The organism is Streptosporangium sp. NPDC002544 (assembly GCF_040295965.1).
Lineage (GTDB): Bacteria > Actinomycetota > Actinomycetes > Streptosporangiales > Streptosporangiaceae > Streptosporangium.
Genome location: NZ_JBEOWJ010000041.1, coordinates 48,182 through 70,880, shown reverse-complemented (window position 1 = coordinate 70,880; position 22,699 = coordinate 48,182). Strand labels below are relative to the sequence as shown.

Below are 22,699 nucleotides of genomic sequence, written 5' to 3'. Positions count from 1 at the left end.
GAGGCATATGCAACCACCGGGGCCGGTGACGTCGTCTGCCGCCTGGCCTCGGCGTCGAACCTGGAACTGCAGCTGCGGCTGCTGCTGGAGCTGAACCGGTCGGTCATCCGGCGATCCGCCGAGACGTCAGGTCGAGGGAGCCGCCTGGGCGAGTCGCAACGCGGCGTTGACGGCATGTACGGCGGACACGACGGCCGCGATTCCGGGCGAAAGCTGTTCACCGTCGCGCACGACGAGGACGCTGTGCCGGACGACGTCGACCCCGATGAGGCTGATGCGTCGCACCGACGCCTCCGGACCCGCCGGCGTGAGATCCGGGGCGATGGTCACGCCCCAGCCGATGCCAACCAGGCCGAGAGCGGTCGCCACGTCGTCCACCGTCGCGACGATCTTCGGCTGGAAGCCGCCAGCGATGCACAACGTCGTGGTGAGGCGTCCAAGCGTGCTGGTCGGACTGATGACCCATGGCTCGTCGCGCAGATCGTCGAGGGCGCAACTCCGCTCACCCGACAGCCGATGACCGACCGGGACGCACAGCCGTAACGGATCACTACCGAGAACCCACTCACGGAGTCCGGGCTGGCTGTGCGGAGTCGCGGCGCCGTACCGGGACATGATGACCATGTCCAGCCGGCCGAGCCGCACCTCCTCCGCCGCGGCTTCGTCTGTTGTCGCGGCGAGCCTGATCTCGAGCTTGGGGAACTGTTGCCGTGACTGGGTCAGTGCGCTGCTCATGATGGCCGGCCCCTCGCGGAAAGGCACGCCGACCCTCAGCAGCCCAGCGGCCTCACCGGCCTCCCGGTGCAGCGTCGTCTCCGCCGCGCGCAACTCGACGAGGATCCGCTCGGTGTGTTCAACGAGCTGCCATGCCACGGGAGTGAGGCTGATGCGGTTCCCCGCACGCACCAGAAGCGGTATCCCCGCCAGTCGTTCCAATGCCGCCATCTGCTGCGACGCGGCCGAACGCGTGTAACGCAATTCCCGTGCGGCCGCCGCGATGGACCCCGCTGCGGCGACCGCCCGCAGCATCATCAGTTTCTCCATGTCAAGCATGCGATGCGTCACAATCCTTAACGGCCCGTGTCGTCACTCGTTGACGCAGTCTACTTGAGGCGCGATCAGCGGGGGCGCTAGGTGATCGCCATGGGCGTGACACTCACTGAGATCCAGCGCCAGACCGTAGAAGTGGTGGTACGAGACGTAGGCGGCCGCGCCGGCGACCGCCGGCAGGACAGCCACCGCAAAGCCGAGGATGACCCGGTCCCCAGCCCGATCTCGCTGGGTACGCTCAACCGGGACCGTTTCGACCAACATCGCCCCGGCTATCGGTGGCGACGACGGGCGGCGCATGGCCTCACTCCTGAATCGATCAGGTTGCTGAGTCACGGGCCGGGTTTCGGTGGTACAGCCGCCGAGCATCGGCCGCCGTGCTGCTCCTGTCCCGGGCACAGCGGAAACCGCCTGCTGGGGTTGCCCGGCATGGGCGTGTGCCGCGCTGCCAGACCCGATTTTGTCGAGTTGAGTCCGGGAGCCGCCCCCTTGCGCGCTCATTCCGGGCATGAGATGTCCAGCCACGGGGCGTCGACCCTGCTCAGGAGATGGGCGAACGGTTCAAGTCCCCCCCGGGGATTCGAACCCCGAACATCCGCGTCCTGAGCGCGGCGCCTCTGCCGTTGGGCCAGAGCGGCCGGGCGCGCCGGTGGTGCCGTGTTCGGTGCTGCGTTGCCGTGGTGCCCGCCTCCCGGCGACGGTCACCACGGCTCCGTAATCGCCCGTGTCGCGGTGACACGGTGTCGTCGGAACGGCAGGAGTCGAACCTGCGGCCTTCCGGTCCCTGGCCGGATGCTCCTCCTGCTGAGCTACGTTCCGTCACGCGTCCGGGCCGGTTGGCGTGGGCCGTACCGGACGCGCTGCGGGCCTGCCGACCGGGCGGGGGTCGCCACTCCCCTCGCCGAGTCCCAGTCCCATGGCCCTCTTCTTTCAGGGCGGAGCCGCAGCGGGGACTCGAACCCCGTCCTGCCGGGTGGAAGCCGGCTGCCTTACCGGTTCGGCCTCTGCGGCGTGTCTCCCCGGAATCTCCCGGGGGTGAATCCTTTCGCGCCCTCCGGAAGGGGAGCCCGAACGAATTCGCGTTCAACGTGCTGCACTGTGAAGTTGTCCATCTCGGAAACCGGCCGTCCGGTTATCGCCGCGAAAGCGGCCGTATCCGGCCGAGAGAAAATGAAGAAGCCGCCTGCGACGGGGTCTCTGGCGGCTCGACGGTTTCCCTTTCGGGGTTTATCCGCCTGACCGTCCTGGGACCTGACCGAGGCTGTTGAACAGGGAAGACGCGAGGAGCTTCAGCTGCCACACCGGCGATGCACCGTGGTTCACGGCCACTCCTTTCCCTGAGCCGGAGCGGGCGCCCCTGCCTTTGTTCATTGAAGGGCAAAGTCGGCCCCCGGCGCCAATGATTTTTATCGGGATTCATTTCCGATGGCGGCTTCCGCGGTCGGCGCGGAATTCACCTCTCCCCCTCACACGTGGCCCCGAGCCGGCCGGGTCCCTCTCGTCGTACCGAGGGGCGGTCGGCGGTGCCCTCATCCCAGCCATGTCGCGGTTGTGGAGGGGTGCGGGTTCACGCATGATCGACGGAAGGGACCGACCTCATGGGAGTGACACGGAGATCAGCCGCCGTGCCTCCGCCGAGCGGGTGGTCGCGCTGCGCCGGGCCCTGTTCGACTGACAGCGTTCGGCTGACGGCGTTCGGCTGACGGCGTTCGGCTGACGGTGCGCCCGGAGCCCGCCCTCCGCCCCTCGCGGAGAGGCGGGCTCACCCCAGGGGGTCCGCCTCCCCGGGCGGTGAAAGAAGCGCCAGCGCGTGCAGGAGGGCGTCGCGCTCGCCCGCGGCGCGTCTCAGCATGTGGCGGCAGATCCCACAGATGCCGGAGAACTCCCGCTCCGCGAGGTCACGGTAGCGGGGCAGGGCGGTCAGCGCCTCCGTACCCAGGGAGCCGAGGACCGCGAGGAACGGGTCGGCGGCGAGATCGGCCAGGGCCCGGCGCACACCGGCGCGGTCGCGGGCCACGCGGTGCAGGTCGGGCGGGCCTGCCCCCATGATGACGTTCTCGTCGCAGCAGGCCGAGATCCGCCCGTCGTAGCGGACCGTCGGGGTGTGCGCGATCGCGCACCGGCCCAGCCGCGCGCCGGGCACGCGACGGGCCTCGGGGAACAGGCCGCGGGCGCGGCCGTACGGCAGCGGCGGGACCGGGTGGATCTCGGCGAGATCGCGCCAGCCGTCCCCCAGCGCGCCGGAGAGGAGGTCCCGGGCCGCCTCGATCTGGGCGGGGTCGTCCAGCACCTGCGCCACCAGCCACGCGCCCTCGGCGGCGACGGCGCGGGCGGCGGCGGTCACGGCGGCGCGCGGGCTCGGGTGGTGGGCGTCGACGCCCAGTACGACGCAGGCCGACAGGCGCAGCACGGACCGGATCCATCCGGGGGGATCGCCGCCCGCGCCCCAGTAGCCGCTGGTGTAGGGGACCAGCGCCTTGCCCGAGGCGTGGATCCGCCGGGCCGCGTGGGCGAGGGCGCGCCGCTCCACGAACGGTTCCCCGCCGGAGACGCCGACGACCCGCAGCGCCTCGTCTTCGCAGAGCCCTTCGACGATCTCCGCGAAGAGGGCGTGGTCGGTGACGCGTGGGCCGTCCGGGCGGGAGTCGACCGAGCAGTGCGCGCAGCCGACCGGGCACCGGTCGGTGATGAGGAGCAGGGCCGACCTTCCGCGTTGCCGCCGCAGGGCGTCGAGCTCGGCGAACCTGAGCATGCCCCCGACGGTACGCCGCCTCGCGCCGCGGTGGCCGCCCCCGCCCGCGCCGCGCGCCGGTTACGCCACACCGGTGGGGATCTAGGCCACCGCGCCGGGCGCATAGGCCATCGCGCGCGGCCGGGCAGCCGGTCCGAGGTGCGCCCTCCGCCTCCCGGCGGCCCCGGAATACGCCTGCCAGGCGGTGGTTCGGGGACCGCCGGATTCATACCTTGATCGCGTGGGAAGCCCGACCGGCCCACGAAACCCCGTCCCATGGGAGGGACCAATGAGCGAGTCGTCTCCACGCGTTCGCGATCTCGTGCAGCGCGCCGCATCCGACCCCGGGTTCGCCGAGCAGCTGCTCAGTGACCCCGAGTCGGTCGCCACCGAGTACAACCTCGGCGCCGACCACATCGACCAGATCAAGGAGCTGGCCGGTGCCGGCCTGCTCAAGCCCGCAGTCCAGGCGCACACGGTCCCCGTCAAGGAACCCGGCGGCGGCGGCTACTACTAAACGCCTCTGGGGGTGTCGTGCACTTCAACTCGATACTGGTCAGCGTCACCGAGATCTGCACCGTGGGCTGCCGGCACTGCGGCTTCACCGGCTCCACGCGGGACCGCCAACCGACCGCGGACGAGATCGGGCGCTGGGTGGCACAGGCGTGCGACAGCGGCATCCCGGAGATCATCTTCACCGGCGGCGAGCCCTTCCAGCGATTCCGGATGCTCAGATCCGGGGTCGGGGCCGCCGCCGGCCACCCCGGCAGGCCGCGGATCTCGGTGTTCACCAGCAGCTTCTGGGGCCGCTCAGCCGCGACGGTGGACAAGATCCTCGGGCAGCTGCCGGGCCTCACCCGGCTCTTTCTGAGCACCGACGTCTACCACCAGGAACGCGTCCCCACCCAGCACGTGGTCAACGTGATCGAGGGGGCGATCGCCAGGGAGATCCCCGAGATCAGCCTCTGCATCACCATCGCCGAGGACCACGAGGAGGAGCAGATCCGCAGGCTGTACCGGCGCTTCGAGGACCGGGTACGGGTGCATGTGGACCGGGTGATCCCCACCCCGTTCATCAAGACCGCGCACCAGGTGGGCCTGCCCCCCGATCCCGAGCACTTCTCGGCCTCGTGCTACCTGGAGACCCCGCTGATCAACCCGAACGGCGACCTGTCCGCCTGCCACATCGGCAAGGCCGGGGCCTACGTCACGCTCTCCGACCTGGCCTACTTCATGGGCAACCTGCACGAGAAGTCGTTCCAGGAGATCCTCGCCGACGCCGACCGCAACTACGAATACCAGTTCCTGCGGGTGTACGGGCCGCAGGGCGTGGCACGCATGGTGGCCTCCTCCCCCGCGGTGCGCGGGCTGTTCAAGGGAGCGACCTTCACCAACGGCTGCGACCTCTGCTACAAGATGCTCCGCTCACTCGACGGGCGGGCCCGGCTGCGTGAGATCGCGGCCGACCCGTTCCAGCGCGAGCTGATCGACGCCATCCGGCTGGTCCGGTTCGGCGAGCGACCTGCCGAACCGCGGCCCGCGCCCGACGCTCCCCAACCAGTAAGGAGTGGCACTTGACGAGCACGGACTTCGTCGGACTCGTACCCGCCGCAGGCCGGGGCACCCGGATGGCCCCGCTGCGCTACCCCAAGGAACTGCTGCCCATCGTGTACGAGCAGGCCGAGGGAGGCGCCCGGCTACGTCCCGTCGCCGAGTACGCGCTGGAGTCGCTGGCCGGTGCGGGGGTCGGCAGCGCGATCGTGGTGGTGGCTCCGTGGAAGCTGGAGGTGGTCGCCTATCTCGGGGACGGGCGCCACCTCGGCGTCGACATCGCCTACCTCCTCCAGGAGGAGGCGCGCGGCCTGGCCTGCGCGCTCGACCTGGCCCGGGGATGGACCAGGGGGCGCGACGTCGTGTTCGTCATGCCCGACACGGTCTTCACCCCGCCCGACGCGCTGACCCGGTTGCGCCATGTCTACGAGGAGACGGGGGCCGACCTCGCGCTCGCGGTCTTCCCCACGCCGGACGCGCACCGCCTCGGCCCGGTGATCCTGCGCGGAGACCGGGTGCACCGGGTGTTCGACAAGCCCGCCGACCCGCCGGTCATGAACACCTGGGGCGCGGCGATCTGGGGGGACGCCTTCGCGAGGCTCCTGCACGAGGGGCTGCTCCAGGACACCCGGGAAAAGACCCCCCGGAACGACAGCCACCGGAACGGTGAGCCGGTGCTCGGCCACTACTTCGACCTCGCGGTCCGCAGCGGCCTGCGGGTCCGCGCCGTCGAGTTCCCCGGCGGCGCGTTCCAGGATGTCGGGACGCCGCTCGCCGTCCGCCGGTCCATGGAGGGCCCCTCACTTCTGGCGGTGGGTCCGTGAGGCTTCTCTTCTTCGCGATGAGCAGCGCCGGATACGGCGAGACGCTGATCGGCATGTCGCTGGCCCGCCAGCTCAGGGTGGCCGGAATCGAGAGCTTCTTCATCGTCGAGCCCACGTCGGAGAAGCTGCTGCGTGGCAGCGGGTTCCCGTACCTGGTGCTGAACAACTCGATGGGCTCCTTCGCCACGCTGCTGGTGGACGAGACGGTCCGCGACTTCCGCCCGGACGCGATCGTGCTGTCCGACTACTTCACCTACTGCGGCGTGTTCCCCAAGCGCTATGGCGTCGACCCGTGGTTCATCGAGCGGTACGGCCTGCCGATCATGCCGATCGACATCTGGGAGTGGGCCAACACCGAGTTCGCGGTGGACGTCTTCCAGGGCAAGGCGATGAGCGTCGCCCGGCGGATCATGGACATGCCCACCCACCTGCGCCCGGTACCGATCTGCCACCTCGACTCCGACTCCCGGACGTACCCCTTCCGCCTGTGGGAGGGCAACGAGCGGGTCAGCCGCCGCACCCGCCACCACCTGCGCGAGACCTTCGGGATGGCGCCCGAGGACCGGATGGTGCTGCTCGCGGTGGCCGGATGGCAGCAGGACAGGTACGCCGACGAGAACGGTGACCGGATCGCCGACCAGGTTCCCGAACTGCTCGTGCACTACCTGCGGCAGCTGCCGCCCAGCGCCCGCTTCGTGCTGGTGGGCAGCGTGCCGCCGGTGCTGGCGGACCTGGCCGACCGCGCCCACGTCATCCCCGCCTGCTCGCCGCACCGGTTCAACGTGCTGCTGGGCTCGGTCGACCTGGTGCTGACGCTCAACCTGGGCGCCACCACCCTGGCCAGGGCCGTGCTGTCCGACATCCCCGGGCTGGTGCTGACCAACCGGTTCGACGTCCCGGAGAAACCGGACATCGACCGGGTCGAGGCGGAGCTGTCCGGCCTGTCGGAGGACGTGCGCTCCTGGCTGTCGCGGACCCTGCCCATGTATCCGTTCCGGATGTGGCCGCTGGGGTTCCATAGCTTCCTCGACCCCATCGTGGCGAAAAATCCCTACATATCGACCTTCGCTCACGCCGAGCTGCTCGACGAGCCCGCCGTGCTGTCCGCGCTGCACGGCGTGCTGTACGACCGGGGGGTCCAGGACGGCCTGGCGCGCGAGCGGGCCGCGTACCTGGAGACGCTGACCGATCATCCCGGCACCCCCGAGGTCTTCGCCTCGGCGGCGCGCCGCCTGGGCCTGGTGTGAGGTGGACATGAAACAGCTGAGCATGCACGTGACCGACCTGTGCAACGAGAAGTGCGGCTTCTGCGTCGTGGGGTCGCCGCTGGCGAAGTCCGACAGCGTGGAGTACGGCGACCTGATCCGCTTCCTCGCCGAGAACTCGGGGCAGGGGTACGCGTCGGTGAACCTGCACGGCGGGGAGCCGACGATCCATCCGCGCCTGTTCGAGCTGCTGCGTACGATCCGGCTGCTGGAGTACCCGCGCGTGGAGATCCAGACCAACGCGCGCCGCCTGAAGGACCCGGAGTTCACCCAGCGCCTCGCGGAGGCCGGGGTCGAGCTGTTCGTGGTCTCGCTGCACGGCTCCACCTCGGTGATCCAGGACTGCCTGACCCAGACGCCGGGCGGGTTCGACGAGACGATCGAGGGCATCCGCAACGCCAAGCGCTCGGGCGTCGCCGTGCGGACCAACACCGTCATCACCCGGCTCAACATGGGCCGGCTGATGGACATCTGCCGGCTCTGCGTCGAGCTGGAGGTCGACCATGTCAACATCTCCAACCTGCACCCGGTGGGCAGCGGCTTCTTCGCCCTCGACATGCAGGCGCCCACGGTCGCCGAGACCCGCAGGCACCTGCTGCCGGTGATCGAGATGATGCTCGCCTCACCGGCGCGGCTGACGCTGGAGGGCTTCCCGCTCTGCGTGGTCACCCCGCACGAGGCGCTGGCCATCGAGGACGGCACGCGCTCGATCCGGATGATGTACCAGGGCAACGTCCTGGACGACTACGACGCGTTCATGGACGAGCAGATGCGCTCGTACGGGCCGCCCTGCGACGGCTGCCCGCTGCGGACGCAGTGCGGCGGGGTCTACAACGAGTACGCCGAGCGCCGCGGCTGGGAAGAGTTCGGCCTGCGCCAGCCGTTCCCCATCGGCGGGTGAGCGAGATGTCCCGGCGGATCGCGATCTGGGCGGGGAGCAGCCTGCCCAACGTCGGCGACCGGCTGCTGGCGGCGGTGACGGAGGCCGAGCTCTCCCGCCGCCTGCCGGGTGCCGTCTTCGGGCACTTCTGCCCGTGGAGCACGGCGGCACAGCCCGCACCGCTCTGGGTGGACGGGGAGGGGAACTGGCCCGGCGCGGGATCGTTCGACGCCGTCGTGATGGCGGGTGGCCTGTGGAGCGGCCCGCCGTTCCGGCACCCGATCATGCAGGTGTTCTGCCTGGGCGGCGACCCTCGGGCGTTCGACCCCGGCGTGTGGGTCGCCTGGCACGGTGTGGGCCTGCAGGACGACACCCCGGCGGCGGCGCGCGACGACTGGCGCGGCTACCTGAGGGCGGTCCGGGAGCGGATCGACCACCTGACCGTGCGCGGCGCGGGAGCCGCCCTGCGGATGGGCGAGGCGACCGGCGTGCCGGACACGACCGTCGTCCCCGATCCCGCCTTCGCGCTGGAGCCGCTGCCCCGGCCGCCGCGCCCGGGGCGGCGCCGGCCGCTGATCGGCGTCGCCGTCGGCGCCCCGGGGGTGACCTCGCAGCTGGTCACCCACCTCGTCTCCCGCAACCTCGCCGGGCACGGCGCGGCGGACCTCGCGCTGTGCGTGCCACCGGAGCAGGTCATGGCCGAGGCGACGGGTCCCGGGGAGCGGGCCGCCGCGCTGGGGTTCGTGACGGAGCTGGGCCTGACGCTGATCGAGCTGGCGGGCTTCGCCGACATCGAGTTCATCACGGTGCCCAACATCTACGGGGACGAGGAGGTCGGCGCCCGGTTCGCCCGGTCGGTGCCGGGCGCCCACATCCGGGAGGTGCCCCTTCGGAGATCCTCCACCGGAGCCGAAGAGCTCACCGAGGCCCTTTCCCGCTGCGACCTCGTCCTCGTCTCCCGCTACCACAGCGCGATCCTCGCGCTGCGCGGCGCCACCCCGTTCGTGGCGGTCGACCCGTTCTGGAGCCGCCGCAACGGCACGAGCAAGCTGCACGAGCTCACCGGCGAGCTGGGCATGGCGCACCGCCACTGGAACGCGCACACCGGCGAGGACCTCATCGGGATCGTGGAACGCGCGCTGGACGAGGAGCCGATCGAGGCCGTCGCCTACCGGGAGGCGCACGCGCGGGCGGCGGCCGCCTTCGACAGGCTCGCCGAGGAACTGCGCTCCGCACGGCCGAAAGTGACGTCGGCAGTGACGCCGAAAGCGACAGCGGGGAGATCGTCATGACCCTGAAGGCCGTGCTCGTCTACTCCAACGACGACGGGTTCTCGCTGGGGGTGGAGCTGATCCGGGCGGCCGTGGCCGACCGCCTCCCCCCGTCGCGGGTCGAGCACCGGGTCTGGTTCCACGAGGACGTGGGCAACCTGGCCGAGGACTACCTGGGGCACTACAACGCCTTCATGGCGCGGCTGTTCGATTACCGGCCGGATGTGATCTCCTTCTCCGCGTTCGTCTGGAACCACGACGAGTTCACCCGGATGGGACGCATCGTCAAGCGGCACCTGCCGGACTGCCGCGTCGTGTGGGGCGGCGCCCAGGCCAACTCCCGGCGGATGGCCGCCCACCTGCTGCGCGAGTACCCGTGGCTGGACCTGGTGCTGCGCGGCGAGGCCGAGGAGGCGTACCCGGACCTGCTGGAACAGCTGGCGCGGGGCGGCGACCTGGACGCGGTGGCGGGCCTCACCCGGCGCGTCGACGGCGAGCCCGTGCACAACGACGACCCGCCCGACGTCGACCTGGGCGCGCTGCCGCTGGTCTTCACCGCCGACAGGCTCCCCCTGGAGCCGATCCTGCGGCGCAGGCCCGGCGCGGTCCTGGCCTACGAGACGGGCCGGGGATGCCGGCAGAAGTGCAGGTTCTGCCTCTACAGCGCGCCGAAACTCCGCGCGTTCCCGATGGAGCGGATCGAGCGCGAGCTGACCTACCTGCTGGCCGGGGGCATCCCCTACCTGCGGATGTGCGACGCCCACCTGGGCATCTCGCGGCACCGGGCCATGGAGATCTTCGAGATCGTCGCCGAGCACAACCGGGGGACGGTGGTGGACGTCTACCCGGATGTCAAACACGTCGACCTCGACTACGTACGGGCGATGAACCGCGCCGGGTGCCGCGTGATCACCCTGGGCATCCAGTCGTCCGACGCCGACACCCTGCAACTGGCGGCCCGCAGGTTCGACCGGCAGCGGTTCGCCCAGGCCGCCTCCCTCATCCGCCGCCACCACAACCACGCCCTGGCCGCGGACATCATCATCGGCATGCCGGGGGACAACGCCGACAAGGTCCGCGACAGCGTACGCTTCGCCTACGCGAGCGGTGTGGAGAAGGTGCACTTCGCACCGCTGATGGCCTTCCCCGGGACCGACTTCTTCGAGTACGCCGAGCAGTACGGGATCGAGTTCTTCGACTTCCAGCCCCCGCTCGTCGTCAGCTCGCGCGGCTTCGGCACCGAGGACTACCGGCGGGCGATGGTCTTCGCCGGGCGGGTCGAGGCGCTGCAGGACATCGCGCCCACCCTGCTGCGCTGCATGATCGCGGTCGCGGACTGCGACGTCGCGGACTGGGCCGAGCGCCTGGACCTGGGCTCCGGCACCGACCCCGCGCCCCTCATCGAGGGGGCGGACCTGCCCCCCGGGGTGCGCCGCCTGCTACTCGACGGGCTCGCCTGGGACACCGCGGTCCGAGCCCAGCGGGCGACGACCGCGCAGGATCCACCGGGGCTCGCCGACGGCGCGCTCGTCGCGGGCGTCGCGCCGGACGCCGTGCACTGGGCCGACCACCCCGTCCACCTGCTGCTGCGCGACTTCACGCTGACCTTCGACGCGCTCGCCCACGAACGCCAGGGCTACCTGTTCCCCCGGGGCGGCGCGGTGGGCTACCCGCTGACCGGCCCGCTGCTGGCCGCCTTCGAGGCGGCCGCGGTGGGGATCACGGTCGGTGAGTGGCGGGACAAGACGCGGGCCGGCTCAGCCACCGAGCCGACCCGTGAGGTATGCGACGCGGCCTTCAGGATCCTCTGCGCCACCGGGGTCGTCGCGCTGCGCGAGGAGGGGTGAGTCCTGCTCGCGCAGGGATCTGGCCCGTGAGTCGTACTCGCGGGCCAGATCCCTGCGCGAGGACAGGCCGAGCTTGGCGAACACGCTGGACAGCTGGGCCTGAACCGTGCGGGGCGACACGAAGAGCTTCGCGCCGATCTCGCGGTTGGTCAGCCCGCCGGACGCCAGCAGGGCCACCTGGCGTTCGGCCCTGGTCAGGGCGGCCCAGCCGACCCCCCGCCCGCGCGGCCCCCGGCCCCTGCCCGCGTAGACGACGGCCTGGCCGACGTCCAGCCCGGCGCCCTCGGCCCACGTGGCGGCGAAGGCGTCGGCGCCCAGCGCCGCGCGCACCCCGGCCAGGTCCGCCTCGTGCTGCGGCGCCATCGCCGGGGGACGTGACAGCCCCAGCCGGTCGCGCAGCGACTGGGCCGCGCCGAAGAGCCTGGCGGCGTGCTCGTGGCGGTGGTGCCCTGCCGCGAGCCCGGCCATGGCCTCCAGCGAGTCGGCCGTCTGGGCGCGCAGGCCCATGGCGGCACCGGCCCGCAGCGCCGAGTGGTGCGCGGAGGCGGCACGTACCGGGTCGGCGCACCGGGTGACGCGGCCGAGGGTGAACAGGCACCGCCAGGTGAGCGGCCGGTCGTCGGTCTCGCGTGCGCGCGCCATGGCCTCCTCGGCGAAGGTGAGGGCCGCGGCGGCCGCGGCGGCACCGCCCGCACCCAGGATCGCCGCGCCGAGACCGGCCAGCCCCATCGCCGCCAGCCGCGCGGCGGTGCGCTCGCCCACCTCGGCGACCTCGGAGAACACCTCCCTGGCCGCCTCGTACTCGCCGATGTCGAGCAGCATCCTGCCGAGCGTGTCGAGGCAGTCACCGAGCAGCGGCGGGGAGCCCGCGGAGCGCGCGATCTCGACCGCCTCGGCGAGCCGCTCCCCCGCCTGGCCGTACCGCCCCCGGCGGGAGGCCACCTCCCCCAGCCCCCTGAGCACCGCGGCCCTTCCCCAGACGTCGCCCATCCGCTCGGCGGCGGCCAGGCTCTGTCCGAGCGCGCTCTCCGCCTCCGCGTAGGCGCCCTGGTAGACGGCCACCTGCGCGATGGCCAGCAGCCCCATCTCCAGGCTCAGTTCCGAGCCGTGCCTGCGACCGATGGCGACGCACCGCTCCAGTGCCGCGCGTGCCCCGGTGAGGTCCCCCGCGGCGACGCGGGCGTGCCCGAGCAGGACGAGCGGCGCGCAGTTCCACGCGTGGCCCGCAGGCGCCCTGCCCTGGGCGGCGAGTTCGGTGAGGGTGCGGCTGGCCGAGGCGGGCTCGCTCATCGTCCGCAGGCCCGCCAGCACCGCGAGGGCCCGGGTCTGCCCGGCCTCGTCTCCCAGCTCGCGGAACATGGCCAGGGCCCGGCGGCAGGCGTCCGCGGCGTCGGCGTACTCACCGAGGGCGCAGGAGAGCACCGCGGTGCTCAGCGCCGCGGCGGCCGGCACCTCGCCGTGGACCAGCCCTCCGGCGGAGACCAGCGAGGCGAGCCAGCCGCGCCCCTCGCGCGGGCGGCCCCGCACGATCCAGTACGTCTCCAGCGCGCTCGCCAGCCTGGCCCCGACCGTCGCGGGCCCGCCGGAGACGCACCAGCACAGCACCGCCCGCATGTTGGCGTAGGCGGCCTCGACGCGTTCCAGGTGCGGCGTGGCGGCGCCCGTGGTGAGCGCCTCCGCCGCCCGCTCGGCCAGCGCCGCGTAGTACTCGGCGTGGCGCGCCCGCACGGTCTCGGCTTCGCCGTCGGCGCGCAGTTCCTGCCCCGCGTAGGCGCGCACGACCCGCAGCAGCCGGTAGCGGGTCACGGTGCCCGCGGTGTCGCACTCGACGAGGGACCTGGACACGAGCCTGGCCAGGAGGTCGACGACGACGTCGGGCCTGATACCCGCGCCCGCGCAGACTCCCTCCACGTCGTCGATGACGAAGCCGTCCTCGAACACCGCGAGCCTGCGCAGCAGCAGCCGCTCCCGTCCGGGGAGCATCTCGTGGCTCCAGCCAATCGCCGCCTCCAGCGACCTGTGCCTGGGGTGGGCGGTGCGGCTCCCCCCGGCCAGCAGCCGGAGCGGGTCGTCGAGCCGCTCGGCGATCTGCGCCGGCGACAGCATGATCGAGCGCGCGGCGGCGAGCTCGACGGCCAGCGGCAGGCCGTCGAGGCGGCGGCAGATCTCCTCCACCGCCTCGGCGGTCTCCGGGCTGGCGGGCCGTCCCTGCGCCGCGGCGCGTTCGGCGAACAGGCGGGCGGACCGCGCCACGTCCAGCGGGGCGAGGCGGTAGGTCACCTCGCCGGGAACGCTCAGCGGCTCCCTGCTGGTGGCCAGCACACGGAGCCCGGGGTGGGTGCCGAGCAACTCCGGAACGGTCACGGCGCACCGGTCGGCGACGCGCTCGCAGGTGTCGAGCACGAGCAGCGCGGGCCCGTCGCCGGGGACCACGGCAAGAGCGTCGAGGCCGGCGAGATCACCGAGACCGGCGGTCAGGTCGCGAAACCAGATCCCACCGGGGTAGGCGCCGGCCCGGGCATGGGCGTACGCGTGCGCCAGCCGGGTCTTGCCGACCCCCGGCGCGCCGGTGAGCGTGACGAGCCGCGCCGAGCCGAGCAGATCGCGCAGGCCGGCGAGTTCGGCGTCGCGACCGACCGGGTCGCCGGACCATCGCCGGGGCAGATCTCCGTCCACCGCTAACCCACCAGACGCCGCGCGAACGACCGCAGCGACAGCGCGCCCGTGGCGAGCGTCCCGGCGGCGAGCACGCCCAGCGCGACCGCCTCCGGCATGTGCGGGACGGCGGGGCTCAGCGCGCCGCGCAGCGCCTCGCTCACGTAGACCAGCGGATTGACCAGAACCGCGGTCTGCAGCCAGGGCAGCGCCTCCAGGGCGGACCAGGGGTAGTACACGCAGCCGAGCATCATGAGCGGGACTATGAAGATCGCGAACAGCGCGCTGAGCTGCTGGGGCGGGAGCAGCGTGCCGATGAGCAGGCCCAGGCAGGCGGTCAGCAGGGACGACAGCACCAGCACCGCGATCAGCAGCGGCCAGCGGCCGAAGTCGATGTTCGGGGCCTCGCCGGGGCCGTGCACGAACAGCACCGCGAGGAAGACGACCACCGCCGCGATCACCCCCTGGATCGCACCCGCGACGATCTTCTCGACCCCGACGGCCCAGACCGGGATCGGGGCCAGCGCCCTGTCGTCGATCTCCTTGGTGTAGGACAGCTCCATGACCAGCGGGGTCGTCACCGCGAAGATGCCCTGGAGCACGATGCCCGAGGCGACCAGGCCGGGGACCAGGATCGTGGCGAACGTCTCCGCGCGCCCGGCCTCGGAGAGTCCCTGCCCCGCCCCGTACCCGATCCGCGGCAGGACCACGGCGAACACGAATATGAACAGGACGGGCTGGACCACGGTGCGGGCCATGAAGGAGGGCAGGTCCCGCCGCAGCACCCGCAGGTCCCTGGCGAGCAGCGCGCCGAAGGTGCGCGCGTAGCCGCGTGACGCGGCCGGCGGCGCGATGGTCGATGCCGTCATCGCATCTCCTTGAGCGGGGAGATCCCGGGCTCTGGCCCCGGGAGAGGGGGCGCGGCGCGATGCCGCGGGGAGGAGGTCAATCCCGGTACTCCCGCCCGGTCAGGGCGAGGAACACCGTTTCGAGGCTGGGCCGGACGACCCGGACGTCGGCCAGCGCCAGCCCGGCGTCCTGGCCCGCGCTCACCAGGGCGGCGAGGATGCCCTCCGGCGCCAGGGTGAAGACGCGCAGCCGGTTCTCCGAGACCTCGGCGTCCGCGACCCCCGCCAGCCGCCGGGCCTGCTCGACGAGCTTCTCCGGGTCCCCGTCGTAGGTGAGGGTCAGCACGGTCCGCAGGCCGGTCGCCGTCTTGAGCTCGGCGAGCTCCCCGCAGGCCAGCACGGCTCCGCGGTCGATGATCGCGATCCTGTCGCAGAGCTCCTCGGCCTCCTCCATGTAGTGGGTGGACAGCACGATCGTCTGGCCCCCGGCGCGGATCTCCCGCAGGGTGTCCCAGAGGTTCACCCTGGTCTGCGGGTCCAGACCCGAGGTGGGCTCGTCGAGGAAGAGGATGTCCGGCCGGTGCATCAGCGCCCGCGCGATCATGACGCGCTGCGCCTGGCCGCCGGACATCTCGGTGATCCTGGCCGTGGCGCGGGAACTCAGGCCGAACCGCTCCAGCAACTCGAGCGCCCGCCGCCTGGCCTCCTTCGCGGGCAGCCCGGCGTACCGGCCGCGGAACTCCAGGTTCTCGCACGCGGTGAGCTGCCGGTCGAGGTTGTTGTACTGGGCCACGACACCGATGTGGCGTTTGACCGCGATGGGCTCGCGCACCACGTCCGCGCCCCCCACCCTGGCCACACCGCCGGTGGGCACGATTCTGGTGGTGAGCATGCCGATCGTCGTCGTCTTTCCCGCCCCGTTGGGCCCGAGGAGGCCGAACAGCTCCCCCCTGCCCACTCGCAGGGTGAGCCCGGCCACCGCCTCGGTCACCCCGGACGAGCTCACGTAGGTCTTGCGCAGTTCGCTGGTCTCGACCGCGACGTCCGCCATGTCCGGCTCCCTCTTCGGCACGTGGCGCCCAGTGTGCGAGCCCCCGGTTAAAGCGCGCCTTGATCGCGGTTGGAATCCGGTTTGAGGCATGGCACCGCCCCTGGCAGGGCGCGGCACCAGGTACTTCCATACCGGGTTTCAACCGTTATCCAACCGGCCGAGCCGACACTTCGTTCAGACGACGGGAGCCCGATGCCACCCCCCAGCGCCATCCTGCGGGCGAAGATCGACCTGGCCGACCGCGCGCTCAGGAGCGCGGAGAGCACGCTGTGGCGCGCCCCCGGTCCTCGACGGCGCTACCGCGACTACCTGTGCGCGATGCACATGGTCATCAGGGCCTCGGTACCGCTGCTGCGGGCCGCGTCGGCCAGGGCGGTGGAGCTGGGCGAGGGGGAGCTGGGCGAGTACCTGGACCGGCACGCGGCCGAGGAGGCCTGTCACGACGACTGGCTGCGCGAGGACCTGGCCTCGATCGAGCCCTCGGCGGAGGAACTGCTGCGCCGCACGCCGCCCCCGTCGGTGGCCGAACTCGTCGGGGCCCAGTACTACTGGGTGCTGCACCACCACCCCGTCGCGCTGCTCGGATACGTCGCGGTGCTGGAGGGCGAGGCGCCCTCCCCCGCACTGCTCGAACACCTCGAACGGGGCACCGGGTACCCCCGGGCGGCCTTCCGCACCCTGTGGCGGCATGCCGCGCTGGATCCGGGGCACCGTGACGGCCTGGACCGGATGCTCGACGGCCTGCGGCCGACGCGCGAGCAGCAGGCCGCCGTCGGCACCAGCGCCCTGCACACCGTGCGCGCCGCGGCCGCGCTCCTGCGCGAGCTGGCCGGGGAACCCCCGGAGGTGCTCCCGTGCACCTGATGGACATCCTGGCGCTGCGCCCGGTACCCGCCGCCGCGGTGCTCATGGCGATCACCCGGCGGTGCCCGCTGCGCTGCGGTCACTGCTCGACCGGCTCGCTGCCCGGTTCCGAGGAGCACCCCGGGGAGATCTTCCAGCGGTTCGCCGGGACGTTCACCCCGGCGGACCGGCCGGAGCTGGTCATGCTCACCGGAGGCGAGCCGCTGCTCCGGCCCCGTCTGGCCCGCTCCCTGGCCGAGACCGCCGCCCGCAGCGGCACCCGCACGATGATCCTGTCCGGCATGTTCTTCGCGCCCCGGATTCCCGCCTCGATCGCCGGGGCGATCGAGGCGGCCGACCACTTCTCCGCCAGCCTGGACGCCTTCCACGAGGAGGAGGTGCCCAGGAGGAGCGTCTTCGCGGTCATGCGGGCGCTGCTGGCGCGAGGCAAGGACCTCAGCTTCCATCTCACCGGGAGCGGGCCCGACGACCCCTACCTGCGCGACGTCACCGCGGAGATCCGGCGGGAGTTCCACGACCGGATCCCGATGCTGGTGGGGCGCGTGCGGCCGGTCGGCCGGGCCCGTGCCGGCACGCCCGCGCTCCGCCCCCTGCCGGGCAGGGGCACCGTACCCGCACCGGCCGCCGGGAACGCCGGAACCGTGACGGGCTCCGGGGTCGCGCCCGCGCTGCCGTGCGCGATGGCCGCCTGGCCGACCGTCGGGTTCGACGGGACGATCACCGCGTGCTGCAACCAGGACGTCGTCGACCACCGCCCCGTCCCCGGCCACCTGCGCCTGGGGCACGCGGGTGCCGACGACTGGAGCACGGTCAGGGAGCGCTGCCTGACCTCCGGCACGCTGCGCGCCCTGAGAACGTACGGCCCGCTCCGGCTGGCCGGCGCCCCGCCGGGCCGGGGGTACTGCGAGACCTGCCGGGAGCTGGAGGTCACCCCTCCCCCGCACACGCCCGCCGCCGCCTTCCTGGAGCGGCGGGTCCTCGACATGCAGCTGGCCGGCGGCGGGGTGGGCTTCGCCGGGAGGTACGGCTGCCCGCCCTACGGCGACCTCGTCTCACTCGGCCACCCCGGGAGGAAACATGACCTTTGACCCCCTCGACGAGCTGGCCCGGGCGGGAATCGACCTCACCCTCGTCGGCCCCGAGCAGCGCGAGATCGTCCGCTCGCTGAGCGAGGCCGAGGTCGCGCTCCTGGTCTCCATCCACGGGCAGCTGCGAGAGGGCTCCCCCGAGGTCGAGGCCCACATCGTCGGCGGACTCCTGTTCTGATCGGGGATGATCATGCGGTGCCCTTCCTGCCTGGCCGAGACGCCGGGACACCCCCGGTTCTGCCCGTCGTGCGGCACACACCTCGCCGCGCCGGCGCCGGTGGAGGTGCGCAAGATCGTCACAGTGGTCTTCTGCGACCTGGCCGAGTCCACCGCGCTGAGCGAGCGCCTCGACCCCGAGTCCCTGCGCGCGGTCCTGATCCGCTACTTCGCGCTCATGCGCGACCAGCTCGCCTGGCACGGCGGCACGGTGGAGAAGTTCATCGGCGACGCCGTCATGGCCGTCTTCGGCGTACCGGAGCTGCACGAGGACGACGCGCTGCGCGCCGCCCGTGCCGCGCTGGACATGCGGGCGGCGCTCGAACGGCTCAACGACGACCTCGACCACGATCTCGGGATCCGGCTCAGGGTCCGCATCGGCGTCAACACCGGCGAGGTCGTCACCTCCGGCCTCACCCGCGGTGAGCAGGCCCTCGTCGCGGGCGAGACGGTGAACGCCGCCGCCCGGCTCCAGCAGCTCGCCCAGCCCGGAGAGATCCTGCTCGGGCCCGAGACCTGGCGCCTGGTCGGCCCCTCCGCCATGGGCACCGCGGCCGGCCCCCTGACACTGCGCGGCAAGCGGCATCCGGTCACCGCGTGGCGGCTGGTCTCGATGCGCTCCGACGACCCGGCCGTGATCCGGCGGTTCGACATCCCGTTCGTCGACAGGCAGGAACCGCTGCGCGAGCTGGACCGGACCCTGGACGGGATCATCAGGCACCGCCACTGCCGCATCGTGACCCTGCACGGCGAGGCGGGGGTGGGCAAGACCCGGCTGGCACGGCTGTGGGCGGAGCGCGCGGGGCAGCGGGGCGTCCTCGTCGGTTCCGGCCGCTGCCGCCCGTACGGCGCGGGCGGCACGCTGCTCGGGGTGGCGGACGCGGTGCGCGAGCTGGTGACCGTGGGCACGCCCGACCCGCGGGCCCTCGCCGTGCTCCGCGACGGCCTGCTGAAGGACGGCACGCCCAACCCCTCATACCAGGAGACCTCCTGGGCACTGCGCAGCGTCCTGGCCGGACTCGGGCGCTCCACGTACGTGCTGATCGTGCTGGACGACGTGCAATGGGCGGGCGGCGCGGTCTTCGACACGCTCGGCCGGCTGGCCGAGGAGCTGAGCGAGGCGGCGGTGATGGTGCTCTGCGTGACGCGCTCCGACCTGTTCGACCGCATGCCCGGCTGGCAGGTCGCCTCCCGGCTGGCGCTGCCCCGGCTCGGCCCGGCCGACTCCCGGCTCCTGGCCTCCGGGCTGGCCGAGGTGACGCCGCACGACGACGCCCTGCTCGACCGGATCGCCGACCGCTCCGAGGGCAACCCCCTGTATCTGGAGCAGCTGGTGGCCATGCTCGGCGACGGCGGGGAGCCGCACGGCCTGCCGCTGACCGTGCACGCTCTCATCGCGGCCCGCGTCGACAGGCTGGGTCCCGCGGCCAGGGAGGTGCTGGAGTGCGCCGCGGTGGTCGGCAGGGAGTTCACCGCCGGGGAGCTGCGGGCCGTCTCGGGGACCGGCGAGCCCGGCGCTCCGCTGGAGGAGCTCCGGCGCAAGTCCTTCATCGAGCATCGTACGGAGGCGACGTTCCGGTTCACCAGCGGCCTCATCCAGGAGGTCGTCTACGGTGGCATGGCCAAGCGGCGGCGGGCCGAGCTGCACGAGCGGTTCGCCGGCTGGCTGGCCGCCGGAGGCGGCGGGGACGAGGCGGTCGGCACGCACCTGGAGCAGGCATACCGGCACCGCGCCGACCTCGGCCCTCCCGACGAGCACACCGCGCGGCTGCGCGACGGGGCGGCGGCCCGGCTGTCGGAGGCCGGCACCCTCGCGCTGCGCAGGAGCGACCTGTCCAGAGCGGAGAACCTGCTCAGCAGGGGGGCCGCGCTGCTGGGGCCGGCCCACCCCGGCTGGCCGCGGATCAGCGGGCGCGTCGCGGAGACCCGGATCACCCTGGGTGACGTCGAGCGGGGACGGCTGCTGCTCACCGAGGTGCTGGAGCGCGCGACCGGCGACGCCGACGCGGTGGTGGCCGCCCACGCCTCGCTCTACCTGAGCCACTTCGACCCGGCCGGCTCCTCCGAGGTCGCGCGCCGTGCCATACCGGTCTTCGAGGCCGCCGCCGACGACCTCGGACTGGCCAGGGCCTGGGCCATGGTCGCCCAGGAGGCGCAGGGGCGCGGCAGGTTCGCCGAGACCAGGGAGATGTTGCAGCGTGCCCTGGAGTACGCCACGCGGTCCGGCGCCGAGCTGGAGCGCGCCACCATCCTGGGCAACCTGGCGGCCTCCCTCTGGCTGGGCCCGGAACCGGCGCCCGTCGCCATCTCCAGGTGCCGTGACCTGCTGACCGCGCACGGCAGGGACCGGGGGATCGTGCGCGCCGTCGTCGGCTGTCCCCTGGCGGTCCTGCTGGCCACGCGGGGAAGGTTCGACGAGGCCAGGACCACCCTCGCGGCGGCCGGGCGTTCCCTCGCCGACCTGCGGCACGCCTACGCCGACGCGTTCATGCCGATCTTCTCCGCGGCCGTCGAATCGCTGGCCGGACGCTGGGACCTCGCCGAGGACCTGCTCCGCCAGGCATGCGCCAGGGCCGGGGCGCTCGGCGACAGCCAGCTCCTGGTCACCGCCTCACGTGACCTGGCCGGCACGCTGCTGCGCCGGGGAGACCTGGCCGGGGCCGAGCTGTGGGCGGGCACGGCCCTGGAGGGCTCGCCCCGGGCCGCCCCGATGAACACGGCCGAGCTGCACGCGATCCAGGCCGAGGTGCTCGCCGCCCGGGGCGCCGCGGAGCCCTGCCGGGAGCTCATGGACCTGGCCGTACGCGAAGCCGGCGGCACCGACTCCCCCGCCTGCCGCGCCACGGTGCTGCTCGGCAACGCCCGCGGCCTCGCCGTCCTGGGCGCCCACCGGGAGAGCGAGGCCGCGGCGCGCGGCGCGATGGCCGAGTTCGCGGCCAAGGGGCACCTGGTCGGCAGGGGATGGGCACTGGCGCTGGCGGGCCGGCGATGACCGCCCATCCCGAGCTCACCTGGCGGCTCGGCGCCGAGGACGACCTCGCCGACATCAGCGTGTCCGCCGCGGGCAACGCGGCCATCACCCCGGAGTGGGCGTGGCAGGGCGCCACCGGGCGCGGCGTGCGGGTCTGCGTGGTGGACAGCGGGGTCGACCGCGACCACCCGCTGCTCGCCCCGGTGCAGGCGACCCATGCCGTGGTGACGGGCCCGGACGGTAAGGCCGTCGTGCGGGAGAGCGACGCCGCCGACACCTGCGGGCACGGAACGGCGTGTGCCGGGATCATCCGCTCGATCGCGCCCGAGTGCGAGCTGCACAGCGTCCAGGTGCTGGGAGCGGGCTTCTCGGGAACCGGTGACGCCTTCGTCACCGGGCTCCGCTGGGCCATCGAGCAGGGCTTCGACGTGGTGAGCCTGAGCCTGTCGACCAACAGGAGGCACCTGGCCGAACCGCTGCGCGAGCTCGGTGACCTCGCCTACTTCCGCCGTACGGTGCTCGTGGCGTCCGCGCACAACCTGCCGGTGGAGAGCTTCCCCTGGCGGTTCTCCTCGGTGATCTCCGTGGGAAGCCACGCCGGGGCCGATCCCGGGCTGATCCTGTACAACCCTCGCCCGCCCGTGGAGTTCTTCGCCCATGGATCCGACGTGGAGGTGGCCTGGCCCGGCGGCGGGCGCACCCGGTGCACCGGGAACAGCTTCGCGACCCCTCACGTCGCGGCCCACTGCGCGCTGATCCTGAGCAAGCACCCCGGGCTGACGCCCTTCCAGGTGAAGACCGTCCTGTACCTGACCGCGCAGAATGTGAGGAATCTCGATGATGGTGAACGGTGAGATGATCGCGGCCGTCTCGGCGGCGGTCGCCGGCTCTGAGGCGGAACACCGCCTCCTGCTCCAGTCGATCGTCGACACCGCACGCGTGATCTTCGGGGCCAAGGCGAGCTCGATCTTCCTGGTGAACGAGGAGCACGGGGACCTCGTCTTCGAGGCGGTCTCCGGCGAGGGCGAGAAGGTGCTCGTCGGACGGCGCTTCCCCGCCACGCGGGGCATCGCGGGGTGGGTGCTGAGCGCCGGGGACGCGCTGATCGTCGACGACCTGTCGACGAGCACGGTGTTCGCCCGCGACATCGCCGAGTCGACCGCGTACGTGCCGGGTGGGCTCATGGCGGTGCCGCTCGTCCACGACGACGAGGCGCTGGGCGTGCTGGAGGTGCTCGATCCTCACCCACAGGCGCGGGCGGCCATCGACGAACTGGCCCTGCTGACGCTCTTCGCCGCGCAGGCGTCGGCGGCGCTGCGGATCGTGCAGCGCAACCGCCACGCCCTGCGGGTGCTGGAGGGCACCGGGGCCGAGTTCGGCGACCTGCTGTCCATCGTCTCCGCGCTCGCGGGCGGGACCGAGGAAAGACGGCGGGCCGGACTGCGTCTGCTCGGTTCACTTCACGAGCTCCTGGTTGACAATCAGAGCTGACTACTTCAGCAGAAATCACCGGTTTACTAATAGATAGGCGCATATATCATGACAATTCTGTGAGCCCGCCTCCACATAACCCGGTCAGATTTCCGC

The 22,699-nt window shown here is 72.6% G+C and carries 18 protein-coding genes and 3 tRNA genes; 13 read left to right on the top strand and 8 right to left on the bottom strand.

Annotated elements, in window-relative coordinates; genetic code table 11:
* Positions 1 to 126 precede the first annotated feature (126 nt).
* The 5 genes from ABT061_RS41565 to ABT061_RS41545 form a co-directional block, all read right to left on the bottom strand.
* A complete protein-coding gene (locus tag ABT061_RS41565) occupies positions 127 to 1,044 on the bottom strand; it encodes a LysR substrate-binding domain-containing protein (RefSeq protein WP_350928646.1) in 918 nt (305 codons plus the stop codon).
* A gap of 570 nt (positions 1,045 to 1,614) precedes the next feature.
* Positions 1,615 to 1,688: transfer RNA gene (locus ABT061_RS41560), tRNA-Leu, on the bottom strand.
* Positions 1,689 to 1,796: 108 nt separating this feature from the next.
* Positions 1,797 to 1,869, bottom strand: a tRNA-Pro gene (locus tag ABT061_RS41555).
* A 120-nt stretch (positions 1,870 to 1,989) separates the two neighbouring features.
* Positions 1,990 to 2,061: transfer RNA gene (locus ABT061_RS41550), tRNA-Gly, on the bottom strand.
* Positions 2,062 to 2,812: 751 nt separating this feature from the next.
* Complete coding sequence (locus tag ABT061_RS41545) at positions 2,813 to 3,802, bottom strand: radical SAM protein (protein WP_350928644.1); 990 nt, start codon at positions 3,800 to 3,802, stop codon at positions 2,813 to 2,815.
* Positions 3,803 to 4,070: 268 nt separating this feature from the next.
* On the opposite strand from ABT061_RS41545, the gene ABT061_RS41540 reads away from it, so the two are divergent.
* The 7 genes from ABT061_RS41540 to ABT061_RS41510 are packed head-to-tail and all read left to right on the top strand — an operon-like array spanning position 4,071 to position 11,419.
* Positions 4,071 to 4,298, top strand: a complete 228-nt coding sequence (locus ABT061_RS41540) for a hypothetical protein (RefSeq protein ID WP_350928642.1) — start codon at positions 4,071 to 4,073, stop codon at positions 4,296 to 4,298.
* Positions 4,299 to 4,315: 17 nt separating this feature from the next.
* Positions 4,316 to 5,359: a radical SAM family protein gene (locus ABT061_RS41535; RefSeq protein WP_350928640.1), complete on the top strand. Its 1,044-nt coding sequence runs from the start codon at positions 4,316 to 4,318 to the stop codon at positions 5,357 to 5,359.
* Positions 5,356 to 6,156 carry a sugar phosphate nucleotidyltransferase gene (locus ABT061_RS41530; protein WP_350928638.1) on the top strand — a complete coding sequence of 267 codons (801 nt, stop codon included), beginning with the start codon at positions 5,356 to 5,358 and terminating at the stop codon, positions 6,154 to 6,156. The genes ABT061_RS41535 and ABT061_RS41530 overlap by 4 nt, the downstream gene beginning before the upstream one ends.
* Positions 6,153 to 7,403 carry a DUF6365 family protein gene (locus ABT061_RS41525; protein WP_350928636.1) on the top strand — a complete coding sequence of 417 codons (1,251 nt, stop codon included), beginning with the start codon at positions 6,153 to 6,155 and terminating at the stop codon, positions 7,401 to 7,403. Before ABT061_RS41530 ends, ABT061_RS41525 begins: the two co-directional genes overlap by 4 nt.
* A 7-nt stretch (positions 7,404 to 7,410) precedes the next feature.
* Complete coding sequence (locus ABT061_RS41520) at positions 7,411 to 8,322, top strand: radical SAM protein (RefSeq protein WP_350928634.1); 912 nt, start codon at positions 7,411 to 7,413, stop codon at positions 8,320 to 8,322.
* A gap of 5 nt (positions 8,323 to 8,327) precedes the next feature.
* Positions 8,328 to 9,593 (top strand): polysaccharide pyruvyl transferase family protein, encoded by a 1,266-nt coding sequence (locus ABT061_RS41515; protein ID WP_350928677.1) that lies wholly within the window; start codon positions 8,328 to 8,330, stop codon positions 9,591 to 9,593.
* A complete protein-coding gene (locus tag ABT061_RS41510) occupies positions 9,590 to 11,419 on the top strand; it encodes a B12-binding domain-containing radical SAM protein (RefSeq protein WP_350928632.1) in 1,830 nt (609 codons plus the stop codon). The genes ABT061_RS41515 and ABT061_RS41510 overlap by 4 nt, the downstream gene beginning before the upstream one ends.
* On the opposite strand, the gene ABT061_RS41505 is transcribed toward ABT061_RS41510, so the two are convergent.
* From ABT061_RS41505 to ABT061_RS41495, 3 genes are all read right to left on the bottom strand, one after another.
* Positions 11,330 to 14,095 (bottom strand): helix-turn-helix transcriptional regulator, encoded by a 2,766-nt coding sequence (locus ABT061_RS41505; protein ID WP_350928630.1) that lies wholly within the window; start codon positions 14,093 to 14,095, stop codon positions 11,330 to 11,332. The two genes, ABT061_RS41510 and ABT061_RS41505, sit on opposite strands and share 90 nt — an antisense overlap.
* A 2-nt stretch (positions 14,096 to 14,097) precedes the next feature.
* Positions 14,098 to 14,943: an ABC transporter permease gene (locus ABT061_RS41500; RefSeq protein ID WP_350928628.1), complete on the bottom strand. Its 846-nt coding sequence runs from the start codon at positions 14,941 to 14,943 to the stop codon at positions 14,098 to 14,100.
* A 76-nt stretch (positions 14,944 to 15,019) separates the two neighbouring features.
* The gene (locus tag ABT061_RS41495; RefSeq protein ID WP_350928626.1) at positions 15,020 to 15,973 is read right to left on the bottom strand and encodes an ABC transporter ATP-binding protein; all 954 of its coding nucleotides are present in this window, start codon (positions 15,971 to 15,973) and stop codon (positions 15,020 to 15,022) included.
* 192 nt (positions 15,974 to 16,165) lie between these two features.
* On the opposite strand from ABT061_RS41495, the gene ABT061_RS41490 reads away from it, so the two are divergent.
* Genes ABT061_RS41490 through ABT061_RS41465 form a run of 6 tightly spaced genes read left to right on the top strand, consistent with a single transcriptional unit; the run spans position 16,166 to position 22,603 of the window.
* Positions 16,166 to 16,837: an iron-containing redox enzyme family protein gene (locus tag ABT061_RS41490; protein WP_350928624.1), complete on the top strand. Its 672-nt coding sequence runs from the start codon at positions 16,166 to 16,168 to the stop codon at positions 16,835 to 16,837.
* Positions 16,837 to 17,925, top strand: a complete 1,089-nt coding sequence (locus ABT061_RS41485) for a radical SAM protein (RefSeq protein ID WP_350928675.1) — start codon at positions 16,837 to 16,839, stop codon at positions 17,923 to 17,925. The genes ABT061_RS41490 and ABT061_RS41485 overlap by 1 nt, the downstream gene beginning before the upstream one ends.
* On the top strand, positions 17,915 to 18,103 hold the full coding sequence (locus ABT061_RS41480; protein ID WP_350928622.1) for an aroma-sacti cluster domain-containing protein: 189 nt from the start codon (positions 17,915 to 17,917) through the stop codon (positions 18,101 to 18,103). Before ABT061_RS41485 ends, ABT061_RS41480 begins: the two co-directional genes overlap by 11 nt.
* 12 nt (positions 18,104 to 18,115) lie before the next feature.
* On the top strand, positions 18,116 to 21,133 hold the full coding sequence (locus tag ABT061_RS41475; RefSeq protein ID WP_350928620.1) for an adenylate/guanylate cyclase domain-containing protein: 3,018 nt from the start codon (positions 18,116 to 18,118) through the stop codon (positions 21,131 to 21,133).
* A complete protein-coding gene (locus ABT061_RS41470) occupies positions 21,130 to 21,966 on the top strand; it encodes a S8 family peptidase (RefSeq protein ID WP_350928618.1) in 837 nt (278 codons plus the stop codon). Before ABT061_RS41475 ends, ABT061_RS41470 begins: the two co-directional genes overlap by 4 nt.
* Positions 21,950 to 22,603: a GAF domain-containing protein gene (locus ABT061_RS41465; RefSeq protein WP_350928616.1), complete on the top strand. Its 654-nt coding sequence runs from the start codon at positions 21,950 to 21,952 to the stop codon at positions 22,601 to 22,603. The genes ABT061_RS41470 and ABT061_RS41465 overlap by 17 nt, the downstream gene beginning before the upstream one ends.
* Positions 22,604 to 22,699 lie beyond the last annotated feature (96 nt).